The organism is Pseudarthrobacter sp. MDT1-40-2 (assembly GCF_059383595.1).
The window spans coordinates 607,634-620,216 of record NZ_JBWZCL010000002.1 but is presented as its reverse complement, the minus strand read 5'-3'; the positions used below and the strand labels follow the sequence as shown (position 1 = coordinate 620,216).

Sequence of the window (12,583 nt, the reverse complement as noted above, 5' to 3'; positions counted from 1 at the left end):
CAAGGCGCGCCGGATCCCCTCAACAGCACCAGCCCATGAATCCGAACTAAGGAATTGACATGGCATTAAACAGTGACACCCGTCCGGGCGAGGACGTACACGTTCAACCCGACGCCCAGACCGGCTCCCACGGACCGGAGGCGGATGCAGAGGACACCGAGCAGATTATGCAGGAACTGCGCCAGGGCCGGGCCGAGCAGGCCGTCTCTGAGCGGCGCAACCGCAGGCTCACCCTCGACAAGGCCACCTTCGGGATCACCGGCGTTCTGGCGCTGGCATTCGTGGCCTGGGGCTTCCTGGGCAGGGACAGCCTTTCTGCCACCTCAACTCTGGCCCTCGACTGGGTGATGGAGTACACCGGCTGGCTCTTTATGGTTCTGGCCTCGTTGTTCGTCATCTTTGTCCTCTGGCTGGCCTTGGGCAAGTTCGGCAACATTCCCCTTGGCAAAGACGGTGAGAAGCCCGAATTCCGGACCATCTCCTGGGTTTCCATGATGTTCGCCGCCGGCATGGGCATCGGGCTGATGTTCTACGGTGTGGCCGAGCCGCTGTACCACTACATCTCGCCGCCGCCGGGAACCGTGGACGGCCAAACGCCACAGGCCATCCAGACGGCTATGGCCACCTCTATCTTCCACTGGACGCTGCACCCCTGGGCCATGTACGCCGTTGTCGGTATCGCCATGGCTTACGGTACGTACCGCCTGGGCCGCAAGCAGCTGATCTCCGCCGCCTTCACGTCCCTCTTCGGCATCAGGACAGTGGAAGGGCCGGTAGGTAAGTTCATCAACATCCTCGCCATCTTTGCCACCCTGTTCGGAACGGCAGCCTCCCTTGGCCTCGGCGCCCTCCAGATTGGCAGCGGACTCACCTCCAACGGCTGGGTGGGCCAGCTGGGCACCCCGGTCCTGGTGGCCATCGTCGCCATCCTGACGGCCTGTTTCGTGGCCTCCGCAGTGTCCGGCATCAGCCGCGGCATCCAGTGGTTGTCCAATATCAACATGGTCCTGGCGGTGGTCCTTGCGCTCATCGTCTTTATTGCCGGGCCCACCCTGTTCATCCTCAACCTCATCCCTGCGGCCGTCGGTGACTACGCACGTGACGTTGCAGAGATGTCGTCCCGCACCGAGGCTGTCGGCGACGAGTCACTGCGGGCATGGCTGTCAGGCTGGACCATCTTCTACTGGGCCTGGTGGGTCTCCTGGACTCCGTTCGTGGGAATGTTCATCGCCCGGATCAGCCGCGGCCGCACCATCCGCCAGTTCGTTACCGGCGTCCTGCTGGTGCCCAGCATCGTCAGTGTGCTCTGGTTCGGGATCTTCGGCGGATCCGCCTTCAAGGTTCAGGAGGAAGCGGACGCTGCAGGCCGGCCTGGACTGGTGACCATGACGGACGGCAGCCCGAGCATCGACTTCGACGGCGCGCTTTTTGACCTCGTCAAGAACCTGTCCATGCCGGACTGGCTCACCGCAGCGGTCATCGTCCTGGCCATGGTCCTGGTGGCGATTTTCTTCGTCACCGGTGCGGATTCGGCCTCCTTGGTGATGTCATCACTGAGCTCCAACGGTTCGTCAGATCCAAAGCGCGGCCTGGTGATCTTCTGGGGTCTCCTCACCGGCGCGGTCGCAGCTGTCCTGCTGCTGGCCGGGGGCGATAAACCCTCGGAAGCATTGGCAGGCCTGCAGCGCATCACCATCGTGGCGGCACTGCCATTTGTCCTGGTCATGCTGCTGCTGTGCTTCGCACTGGTCAAGGACCTGCGCCGGGACCCGCTGTCCCTGCGTCGGCGGTTGGCCACCTCTGTTGTTGAACGGGCCATCCGCGCTGGTGTGGACCAGCACGGCGGGGCGCAGTTCGACCTGGTGACCAAACACGAATGTGGTGACCGCTGTTCAGAGGACAGCCCTTGCCCGGGTGGTTCCGCCACGGCCACTCCCACGTCCACCGATTCAACTTCCCACGCCACGAAAACCACACCTGCACCTTAGGAGCACACCGTGACTATTCTTCTTGAGAGCGTCCCGCCCGGCAGTGCCACTGCCGCAGCGGGCACCGCATCCGCAACTGCCGCAACCCGCAATGCCCAGTTCGTCCTGACCCTGTCCTGCCCGGATAAGCCGGGCATCGTCAGGGCCGTGACCACGTTCCTGGCCGACCGCGGCTTTGACATCGTGGAGCACCAGCAGTTCGACGACAACGTCAGCGGTAACCTCTACCTCCGCACCGCCTTCACAGCGGGAACGCCGGCAGAGTCCGACGTCGAGGACACCGTGGAGGTCCTGACGGAAGCGTTCCAGCCCATCGGCGAGGACTTCGGGATGAACTTCACCATTCATGACGGCAGGCCCCAGCGGCTGCTGGTGATGGTCTCGAAGTTCGGCCACTGCCTCAACGACCTGATCTTCCGGTGGCAGGCCGGCAGCCTGGGTGCGGAAATCGCCGTCGTCGTTTCCAACCACGAAACCCTTCGTCCCATGGCCGAGGCTGCAGGACTGACCTTCATCCACGTCCCGGTGACCGCCGCAACCAAGCCCGAGGCCGAGGCACGGCTGCTGGAACTCGTGGAGGAGTACGACGCGGACCTTGTGGTCCTGGCCCGCTACATGCAGGTGCTGTCCAATGAACTCTGCGAAAACCTGCGCGGCCGTGCCATCAACATCCACCACTCGTTCCTGCCCGGCTTCAAGGGCGCCAAGCCCTACCACCAGGCCTACGACCGCGGCGTCAAGCTGGTGGGTGCCACCGCCCACTACGTGACCGCCGACCTGGACGAAGGGCCGATCATCGAGCAGGAAGTCTTCCGGGTTGACCACAGCCTGGACGCCGATGCCCTGGTAACGGTCGGCAGGGACGCCGAAACCCAGGCTCTGGCCCGGGCCGTGAAGTGGCACTGCCAGCACCGGGTCCTGCTCAACAAAACCCGCACCGTCGTATTCCGCTAACGCGAGACCAGGAGAAACATTTCATGAGCGCATCACCTCGCGTCGTCATCATTGGTGCCGGCATCGTCGGCACCAACCTCGCGGATGAACTTGCCAGCCGCGGCTGGAACAACATCACCGTGGTGGAACAGGGTCCGCTGGAACTTGCCGGCGGCTCAACGTCCCACGCCCCCGGCCTGGTGTTCCAGACCAACCCCTCAAAAACCATGACCGAGTTCGCCCGTTACACCGTGGAGAAGCTCCACGCCCTGAGCGCCGACGGCATCTCCTGCTTCAACCAGGTGGGCGGACTCGAGCTGGCCACCACCGAAGCACGCCTGCAGGACCTTAAGCGCAAGCTTGGCTACGCGACGTCGTGGGGCATTGAGGGCCGGCTGATTGATTCCGACGAATGCGAGAAGCATTACCCGCTCCTGAACAAGGGGGCGCTCGCGGACGGTCGCCGCGTCCTGGGTGGTCTCCTGGTGCCCACTGACGGCCTGGCCTCGGCGGCGCGCGCCGTGCAGCTGCTAATCACCAAGACCCGCGAAGCGGGCGTCACCTACCGTGGCTCCACCACCGTGACGGGGATCGAACAGGCCGGCGGCAAGGTCACCGGCGTCGAAACGTCCGACGGCGTGATCCCGGCAGACATCGTCGTCTCCTGTGCCGGTTTCTGGGGCCGCGAGCTGGGCAAGCTGGCCGGCCTCAAGGTGCCCCTGCTTCCGCTGGCGCACCAGTACGTCAAGACCACGCCGCTCGATGAACTGCACGGCGTCAACGAACTTCCCAACGGCGCCACCAAGCCGATCCTGCGTTACCAGGACCGGGACCTGTACTTCCGCGAGCATGGCAACCGGATCGGCATCGGCAGCTACGCGCACAAGCCCATGCCGGTGGACATGGCCAGGCTGCCCCGCGTGGGTGCGGAGGACATGTCCGACCACAACATGCCGTCCCGGCTGGACTTCACCCTGGAGGACTTTGCCCCGTCATGGGAGGACTGCCAGGACCTGCTGCCTGCACTGCGCCAAACCGAGATCAATGACGGCTTCAACGGCATCTTCTCCTTCACCCCCGACGGCGGACCGTTGATGGGCGAGGCCCCGGACGTTGAAGGCCTGTTCGTGGCTGAGGCCGTCTGGGTTACGCACTCTGCAGGCGTGGCTAAGGCAATGGCCGAAATGCTGACCGAGGGCTCCTCCCGCACCGACCTGCACGGCTGCGAGCTGACCCGTTTCGAGGAAGTCCAGACCTCGGACGCGTACGTCAGCGAGACGTCACAGCAGAACTTCGTGGAGATTTACGACATCCTCCACCCGCTGCAGCCCAAGGAGTCCCCCCGGGACCTCCGCGTGAGCCCGTTCAACGTCCGGCAAAAAGAGCTCGGCGCGTTCTTCCTGGAGTCCGCCGGCTGGGAACGCCCGCACTGGTTCGAGGCGAACCGGCCGCTGCTGGAGGAACTGCCGGCCGACTGGCAGACGCCGGAACGCGACTCCTGGTCCGCCATGTTCTCTTCCCCCATCTCTGCCGCTGAAGCTTGGAAGACGCGCACCGCCGTCGGGCTCTATGACATGACCCCGCTCAAGCGGCTCTCCGTGGTTGGCCCCGGCGCGCAGGCGCTGCTGCACCGGCTCAGCACCGGCAACATCGCCAAAAAGCCGGGAGCCGTCACGTACTGCCTCCTCCTGGAGCACGACGGCGGCATCCGCAGCGACGTCACCGTCGCCCGGCTGGAAGAGGAAACCTTCCAGCTCGGTGTCAACAGCAACGTGGACTACGACTACCTCCGGGTCGAGGCCCGGAAGCAGACCGCGGCGGATCCGGCCCAGTGGGTGCACGTTACCGACATCACCGGCAGCACCTGCTGCATCGGGCTGTGGGGGCCGCTGGCGCGGGAAGTCATCAGCAAGGTCAGCGATGACGACCTCAGCAATGACGGCCTGAAGTACTTCCGTACCAAGCAGATCTCCGTAGGCGGCATCCCGGTGACCGCCATGCGGCTCTCCTACGTGGGCGAGCTCGGCTGGGAGCTGTACACCACCGCCGAATACGGCCTGAAGCTCTGGGACCTGCTCTTCGAAGCCGGGCAGGAACACGGCATTGTGGCCGCCGGACGGGGCGCCTTCAACAGCATGCGCCTGGAAAAGGGCTACCGGCTGTGGGGCACGGACATGACCTCTGAACACCACCCGTACGAGTCCGGCCTGGGCTTCTCCATCGCCAAGGACAAGACCGGCTTTGTGGGAGCCGTTGCCCTGGCCGAGCGCAAGGAGCAGCCCGCGTCCCGGGCGCTGCGGTGCCTGACCATCGACGACGGAACGTCCATCGTGCTGGGCAAGGAACCGGTGTACGTGGGCGGCGTCGCGTCCGGCTACGTCACCAGTGCGGCCTACGGCTACTCGGTCCACACTCCGATTGCCTACGCCTGGCTGCCCGCCACTGTTGATGTTGGGGACGCCGTGGAGATTGAGTACTTCGGCACCCGAGTTGCAGCTACGGTGACGGCGGAGCCGCTGTTCGATCCGGGAATGGAACGGCTGCGGGGCTGACCGCACCCTGGTCTCACCCACAACGAAGCCCCGTACAGCATCAACGCCGTACGGGGCTTCGTTGTCTAAGAGGCTGTGAGCCCAAAAGCGGTCTGTCCTGACTGCCGGGTCAGCGCCGCCTGTTGAGCATGCCCATGATTTTGCTGGCCACGCCGCCCGTGCCGGAGCGTCCGCCCATGGCACCTGTGGTGTGGGGCGTACGCCCGGTGGCGTTTCTTCCGGTGCCGCGGACCGTACCGCCGGTGCCGGACCTGCCTGCGAATTTTCCAGCGGCATTCCTGATCATGCTTCCCAAGTTCATCTGAAACTCCTTAAGTCTTGATCCTGCCAACTGATATTCATCAGCCTGCTTATTATTCTACGTCCGGAACAAGCCGCTGGTGAATCCGCGATCCTCTGGCTTTTCGGGACACTGAGGCTACTAGACACCCGCCCGCGGGCGGGATCGCTATGCCGTCAGCTTGTCACTTGCCGGACTTGAATCGAATCGAAGACTGAGCGCGCTTCTTCGTCAGCTCCGTACCGACGTGGAAATAGGTCAACTCGATTACAGCGCGTGCGCCGTCCAAAGCAACAGTTTGCCCCGTATAGGCGGCCAAAGGCCTTGTACGGCGTGGCGAAGGCTCCGCCTGCCACTGAACACCAAGAACCGAGAAAATCCACTTGGGCTTGTCAGTGCGGGCGGGGTCAACGTCATCCAGGAGCGGGCCTCCGATGTCCCTGACTGTCCCCAAAGCAGTACTGCGATGGCTCCGGGAATGAGCACGCCGCGGTGGGGTCCGCGAGGGGAAATATGAGCAAGGGAGGTGAACCCGCCGGCGTGAGCATGCACGTTAGCGAGCAGGGCTGCCGAACCTATCTTGGGGCATGTCATGGGATAACAGCAGGGCCTGCAAACTTCGGCAGGCGCACGACCAAGAGCTCATGGAATGCTTAGCTGATGATCCGCCGAATAGCGTCGGCTGCCTCCTGCACCTTCGGGTGGCTCAGGGTGAGAGCTTCCGGAGTGCCACTTACTCTGAGTCCTGACACGTCCCACAGTCCGTAGCTCGCCCAGCGCGGCTCGTAGTAGGACCACCAGGACAGCCCGGCGTAATCCCCTGTGTCGTACATGGCACGTGCCCATTGCTGCGTGGAGGGTCGGTCTCTCGAGACGACGCTGCTGGGCCGTAACGACCAGTCAAGCAATGTCTGAGGGTCATCAAGATCCAGAATTGAAGGATTGCCGGTGTACCTGACGAGAGCCTTTACAGTCCCAGGCGGCGTTCCAGGCGGAGGATCTAGGACCTCAGGTTTCCACACCGAGTAGCTCCCCAACGCTTCGGCGATAGCCCCTTCCGCGGTGTCTCCGATATAGAGCACCAGATAGTCGTGATCGGGGTCATCGACCCGGCCTAAGCCCTGCCTGGGCCAGATGTAGAGGGGATGTCCGTTTTTGGATGGGTCGGCTGCGTCCGGGTGGTAGTTCAGCACCCGCCAGAACTCCACTAGGCGAAGGCTCCCTGGTCGTGCGCGTGAATGGCTTCGATTACGGGAGTGGCACCCTCGAGCCGGAATACGTCGATTGGGCGTGCGCCCAGATGGGCGTTATTCCCCTCCAGCCATAGAATAGCCTGCGCCGGGGTGAAGGCGCTGTGAAGGTGGCCCACCAAAGCGTCCAGCTCCGCAAGTTGGGCACGGTTTTCTTCGTTCGGAGAATGCTCACCCGACGCCCACCGGCTGGGCCGGTCCTGGCTGACCCCCAGCAGCGCGGCTACTGTGTTGTTCCCGAGAGCGTTGACGAGGCGCCTGGTCATCGCTTGCGGGCCGTAGTCGGAGGCTTCCTTCTTCAGGCCGGCCAGATTGATGGTCGCAGAGGCTGCCTTTACGGGAACTTTGTACCGTCGCCGGCGATGAAGGACCTGCCCAGCGCCTTTGGGTAAAAGCCCTACTCCGTCCCTGACTTTGACGGGAAACTCTCGTCCGCCGTCCTTCAGGACGATCGTCTCCTCAGGCGGGTGCTTTCTTGGATCCATAAACCAACAATATCCGTTGGGCTATGGGTTGGAAAGGCTCTGACTCATTCCAACCCAGCAGTGCCGCAAGGACCAGGGTTTGGCTTCCTGCCTTACGCAGCACCGCTGAGTTGGTCGAGTCTTTCCAACGCTCCCAAACGAGCCCGCCCACCTGAAAAAACACACAGGGACGGTCGGTCGAGAAAACGCCGGCGAACATCGCTGCTGTGGCGCATTTCAGGCTCGACACCGAACTCGGCATCCAGGGCACGTTCTGGGCCGTCATCCGGCCGTCGTCGGCCTCGGCGTGTCAGTCTGTCCTGAAAACCGGGGTCCCGTCGTCAGGAATATTGATGGCGCTGGCAGGTGTCAGCGCCACGCGGTAGGTGTTGCCTGCCCTTACTGTCTCCATCACCGCGGCGGCCTCTTCCCGGCTTGGGAACCGCTGGGTGCGGAGGATCTCGGTGACTTCAGGACGAATGGATTCGACGGGTCCGACGTTGGGCAGGTAGCCGCCGTAGGAGTCGAGCACGTCGAGCTCGAACTGCACGTACCAGCCGTCGGGGTCATGCACGAAGCTATCAACAAGGATGATGGCACCGTCCGCAAGCAACGGTATCTGTGGATTCTTATTGAGTGCGCGTTCGTAGCCGTGCACCAGCTTCCCGCCATCGACGAGCCGGACACGGACGTCGTCAACGCCGTTTTCGCGTCCTGGTTTGAACGGGCCAAAAGTTTCGATGCTTTGATAGCCCGGAACCTTGTCGGCCACGGCGTTGGTCGCTACCGCGTAGCGCTTCTCAAGATAGTTGACCCATTCGCCGCGGTTCATGGCGTCCAGCATCGTCAGTTGCCGCCCGCTGTTAGCGGGGTCGTTGTTGTAAGCCTTCAGCGCATGGTAGATGTCCACGAGCGGGAACTGGTTTGCGTGCTGGCCGGTGACGTAGTCGGGTTCGAACTTTTGTTGCAGCCATGCAAGGTTGTAGGCAAAGCCCAGCCTTTGCGATCCGTTGGTGGGGGAAAGCGTCTTGGGGCTCCAGCCATAACCGCCCATGTAGCCAAAAGTAAGACGTTCGCCGTCGTCCGGGTTCTCCACCTCGAAGATGAAGGACGAGGACCCGGGCGTGTGGCCTGGGGACCACAGTGGCAGTAGACGGACGTTCCCGAAGTCCATCCATTCGTCGTAGGTGAAGAAGTCGCTGCGTTCCCGGATGAGGGTTTCCTTCGATGGCAGCGCAGGCGGCTGGTTCCAGACATTTCCGACGGCGTCCCGGGGAACACCTTCGATGTCTCCGCGGGGGGAGAGCAGCCGCACCTTGCCGCCGGAGTTCTCGATCATCGTGACGAGTTCTACGGTTGCCCCGTAGTGGTCGAGGTGGCCGTGGGCCATGATGATGTCATCGATGTCGCGGGGATCAAACCCCATGGCCTCGATGTTTTTCCAATACTGGTATCCGCTGTTGGGCCATCCGGTATCCAGAAGGATCAGGCGGTCCTTGGTATTGAACAGGTAGCCGGAGACCTCATTGTCACCGACGAAGAAGAAGGTGCGGGGAACGATCTCAAAGGGCTCAGTGCTTCTGGTGTAAGCCGCTGTGGTCGGTACGGTTGCGACGATGTCCACGTACCGCTTTCCTGAGATCGGATCGGTGCCTTTGCCGTTGAGCAGATAGCTCTGCGTGGGTACGTCCCAGACGGGTTTGCCATCTGAAGTGTCGGGCTGCGTGAAGAAGAAAATCTGTGTGACCTTGGCTTGCTTGACGTGCCTGTGGTCGCGATCAAACACGACGAAGGCGGACTGGCGCCGGGTTGTCGCATAGGAATAGTCCTTGGTGACGGGGATGGCGTCAAAGGCTGAGACGTCAGAGGCACTCCAGTTGGACTGATCGACGCGGTACACCTCGACGTCGTCTGCCACTTCGTACGTTTCCTCGTAGCGCTTGGCGGGCTGCGGGAGGGGACGGCCGGAAATGTCCTCGGTGACAACGCGGCCGTCTCCGATCGTGATGGCTCCCGGGGCCTTGTTGTAGACCCAGCCCGCGGCAACCATATTGCCGGGTTGGTTGTTCCGGGGAGCAAGCTCCGGGCCGTACTTTTGCGTACTGAAGACGGGTATGCCGCTTTTGGTGAGCACTACGTGGAATGCGCCGCGCTGTTCGTCGGTGACCACGACCTCACCGTTTTTGACGACGAAATCAACAAGCATGCCCGCGGTGAGGCCCGATGCAATTTCGTCCGCCGCGCTTGGACGAACGGGTTGGGTTACCGCAAGTCGGGGTCCGCCCTCACAAAGGACCGGTACCTCAACGACGGCGTGGTTATCCCGTTCGGCGATCGTGGGAGAGCCAATGACCATCCCCGACTTCATGCCGTTCTTTTGCTTGAGCGGCGTCGTGGGCTTGGTTGGTGCGGCGTGGGCGGCCTGGCTGGTGGAAAGGGCGGCGGCCGCCAGCGTCCCGCTACCCGCAGCTGTAGCACTGGCCCTGAAGAACGATCGACGATTGAACTCGGATCCCATAGTTGAACCTTCCGTTCCGGCGCCCTCCGTTGGGCGCTGGTGGATGGAATGCTACAAGCGCGACGCCACGCCCGTCCAAGACCGCGTGGGCATGAGTCCATGCCGTTGGGGTATGGCGTTACGCTTCACGCGCGTCCGTCACACCAGCCGCGCTAGCCCGCCGTCGCCGGCTCAGGCACCCTTCCCGCATCCGTCTCACCGGTTTCAATCAGGTGCGGCACAAAGCGGACAAACATCGCCTTAAAACCGGGGGTGTTGGACTCGCGGGCCACGTTTTCTTTGTGCACCAGGGCGTTGGCTTCGGGGAAGTATGCCGCGGCGCAGCCTTTCGCGGTGGGGTAGGCCACCAGCCGGAACTTGTCCGCCTGGCGGTCGTGGCCGCGGAAGGTGCTGACCACGTCCACCAGATCCCGGTCCTTGAACCCAAGCTCTTCCAGGTCTTCGGGGTGGATGAGGATCACGCGGCGGCCGCCGGAGATGCCCCGGTACCTATCGTCCAGGCCGTAGAAGGTGGTGTTGTACTGGTCGTGGCTGCGGATGGTCTGCAGGACCAGGTGCCCCTCGGGCGGGGTGAGGTACTCCAGCGGGCTGACCGTGAACCGGCCGCGGCCGATATCGGTGGCGAAGGAGCGCGTGTCCCGGGGCGGGTTGGGCAGCACGAAGCCGTTTTTGGTCCGGACCCGGGTGTTGAAGTCCTGGAAGCCGGGCAGGACCCGGGCAATGTGGTCGCGGATCACGTCGTAGTCCTCGGCCATGGCTTTCCAGTCCACGCTGTGGTCAGGGCCGAAGGTTGCCTCGGCCATCCGGGCAACGATCACCGGCTCCGCCAGCAGATGCTCGGAGACCGGTTCCAACCTGCCCTGGGTGGAGTGGACCACGGACATGGAGTCTTCCACGGACAGAAACTGGGCGCCCTTGGGGTGCTTGTCGTCCTTGTCCGTCCGGCCCAGGGTGGGCAGGATCAAGGAGGTCCGGCCGTGGACGATGTGGGACCGGTTGGGCTTGGTGGAGATATGCACGGTCAGGCCGATCCGCTGCATCCCGGCTTCGAGGGTCTCGGTGTCGGAGCAGGCGAGGGAGAAGTTGCCGCCCATGGACACGAAAACGTCCACCTCGTCGCGTTCGAAGGCCTCCATGGCCTCGACGGCGTCGTAGCCGTGGTGCCGCGGAGAGGTGATGCCGAACTCGCCGTCCAGGGCATCGAGCAGCCATTCCCTCGGCTTCTCCCAGATGCCCATGGTCCGGTCGCCCTGGACATTGGAGTGCCCGCGCACGGGGCAGGCTCCGGCGCCGGGCTTGCCGAAGTTGCCCTGCAGGAGCAGGACGTTGACCATTTCCTTGATGGTGTCCACCGAGTGCGGCTGCTGCGTGACCCCCAGGGCCCAGCAGAAAATGGTGGCCTTCGAAGCCACCAGCATGGCGGCTACCTTTTCGATCTGCTCCCGCGGCAGCCCGGTGGCCTTCTCGGTCTCGGCCCAGTCCAGTTCCTGGCGGGCCTGTACGTACGTGTCGAACCCGTCCGTCTGGGCGGCGATGAAGGAATGGTCGACGACGGTACCCGGGTTGCGCTCTTCCTCCGCCAGCAGCAGGTGTCCCAGTGCCTGGAACAGCGCCAGGTCCCCGCCGACCTTGATCTGCAGGTACTCATCGGCAAGCGGAGTGCCGCCACCGACCACGCCGGACACGGTCTGTGGATCTTTGAAGTTGAACAGGCCGGCCTCCGGCAGCGGATTGACCGCCACCACCTTGCCGCCCTTGTCCTTGCATTCCTTCAGCGCGGACAGCATGCGGGGATGGTTGGTGCCCGGGTTCTGGCCCACCACGAAGATCAGCTCGGAATCGTGGATGTCGTCCAGCGACACCGTTCCCTTGCCGATGCCGATGGTGGGATTCAGCGCCGAGCCCGAGGACTCGTGGCACATGTTGGAACAGTCAGGAAGGTTGTTGGTCCCCAGCGCCCGGGCGTAGAGCTGGTACATGAACGCCGTCTCATTCGCCGTGCGGCCGGAAGTGTAGAACACGCAGCGGTCCGCGGTGCTGGCCCGGACATGCTCGCCGATCAGCTCGAAGGCGTCCGCCCAGGTGATTGGCGAGTAGTGGGTGTCACCCTCGCGGATTACCACGGGTTCGCTGAGCCGGCCCTGGTTGCCCAGCCAGTACTCGGTCTTTTCGGACAGCTCCGCGATGGAATGCCGGGCCCAGAACTCCGCTCCGACAGTGCGCAGGGTGGCCTCTTCAGCCACCGCCTTGGCCCCGTTCTCGCAGAATTCCGCCGCCTTGCGCTTCTTGTCCGATTCCGGCCAGGCGCAGCCCGGGCAGTCGAACCCGCCGCGCTGGTTGAGCCGCAGCAATGACTGGGCGGTGCGGGGCACGCCGGCTTGGGCAACCGCGCGTTCCAGGGCGACCATGACGGCCTTCACCCCGGCCGCCTTGGTCTTCGGAGCGTGGACTTCGAGGTCATCTTCATTGATGTCCGCCACGGGGGCGGGCTGCTTACCGAACTTCACTGTTGCCATTCCTTACCGGCGCATGTCCTGCTGGTTTGTTGTCCTGCTCGAGTTGTTGCCTTGCTGGCTGGAGCGCCACGAAGGCACGCCG

The 12,583-nt window shown here is 63.5% G+C and carries 8 protein-coding genes; 3 read left to right on the top strand and 5 right to left on the bottom strand.

Annotated elements, in window-relative coordinates; genetic code table 11:
* Window positions 1-59 precede the first annotated feature (59 nt).
* The 3 genes from AC50X5_RS09095 to AC50X5_RS09085 are packed head-to-tail and all read left to right on the top strand — an operon-like array spanning window position 60 to window position 5,473.
* Complete coding sequence (locus tag AC50X5_RS09095; RefSeq protein WP_494975758.1) at window positions 60-1,988, top strand: BCCT family transporter; 1,929 nt, start codon at window positions 60-62, stop codon at window positions 1,986-1,988.
* A 9-nt stretch (window positions 1,989-1,997) separates the two neighbouring features.
* Window positions 1,998-2,942: a formyltetrahydrofolate deformylase gene (purU, locus tag AC50X5_RS09090; RefSeq protein WP_494975757.1), complete on the top strand. Its 945-nt coding sequence runs from the start codon at window positions 1,998-2,000 to the stop codon at window positions 2,940-2,942.
* A gap of 23 nt (window positions 2,943-2,965) precedes the next feature.
* On the top strand, window positions 2,966-5,473 hold the full coding sequence (locus tag AC50X5_RS09085; protein WP_494975756.1) for a GcvT family protein: 2,508 nt from the start codon (window positions 2,966-2,968) through the stop codon (window positions 5,471-5,473).
* Window positions 5,474-5,582: 109 nt separating this feature from the next.
* Here the strand turns inward: AC50X5_RS09085 and AC50X5_RS09080 are convergent, their stop codons facing one another.
* The 5 genes from AC50X5_RS09080 to AC50X5_RS09060 form a co-directional block, all read right to left on the bottom strand.
* Window positions 5,583-5,774 carry a hypothetical protein gene (locus AC50X5_RS09080; RefSeq protein WP_494975755.1) on the bottom strand — a complete coding sequence of 64 codons (192 nt, stop codon included), beginning with the start codon at window positions 5,772-5,774 and terminating at the stop codon, window positions 5,583-5,585.
* A 632-nt stretch (window positions 5,775-6,406) separates the two neighbouring features.
* Window positions 6,407-6,946: an RES domain-containing protein gene (locus AC50X5_RS09075; protein WP_494976082.1), complete on the bottom strand. Its 540-nt coding sequence runs from the start codon at window positions 6,944-6,946 to the stop codon at window positions 6,407-6,409.
* A 14-nt stretch (window positions 6,947-6,960) separates the two neighbouring features.
* The gene (locus AC50X5_RS09070) at window positions 6,961-7,488 is read right to left on the bottom strand and encodes a hypothetical protein (protein WP_494975754.1); all 528 of its coding nucleotides are present in this window, start codon (window positions 7,486-7,488) and stop codon (window positions 6,961-6,963) included.
* A 289-nt stretch (window positions 7,489-7,777) separates the two neighbouring features.
* On the bottom strand, window positions 7,778-9,985 hold the full coding sequence (locus tag AC50X5_RS09065; RefSeq protein WP_494975753.1) for an MBL fold metallo-hydrolase: 2,208 nt from the start codon (window positions 9,983-9,985) through the stop codon (window positions 7,778-7,780).
* 152 nt (window positions 9,986-10,137) lie between these two features.
* Window positions 10,138-12,492 carry an FdhF/YdeP family oxidoreductase gene (locus AC50X5_RS09060; RefSeq protein WP_494976081.1) on the bottom strand — a complete coding sequence of 785 codons (2,355 nt, stop codon included), beginning with the start codon at window positions 12,490-12,492 and terminating at the stop codon, window positions 10,138-10,140.
* Window positions 12,493-12,583: the final 91 nt, after the last annotated feature.

Bases quoted from the DNA above. Each gene is read 5' to 3' on its own strand.
- AC50X5_RS09095 (WP_494975758.1), top strand. From the start codon at position 60: ATGGCATTAAACAGTGACACCCGTCCGGGCGAGGACGTACACGTTCAA.
- AC50X5_RS09085 (WP_494975756.1), top strand. From the start codon at position 2,966: ATGAGCGCATCACCTCGCGTCGTCATCATTGGTGCCGGCATCGTCGGC.
- AC50X5_RS09080 (WP_494975755.1), bottom strand. From the start codon at position 5,774: ATGAACTTGGGAAGCATGATCAGGAATGCCGCTGGAAAATTCGCAGGC.
- AC50X5_RS09070 (WP_494975754.1), bottom strand. From the start codon at position 7,488: ATGGATCCAAGAAAGCACCCGCCTGAGGAGACGATCGTCCTGAAGGAC.
- AC50X5_RS09065 (WP_494975753.1), bottom strand. From the start codon at position 9,985: ATGGGATCCGAGTTCAATCGTCGATCGTTCTTCAGGGCCAGTGCTACA.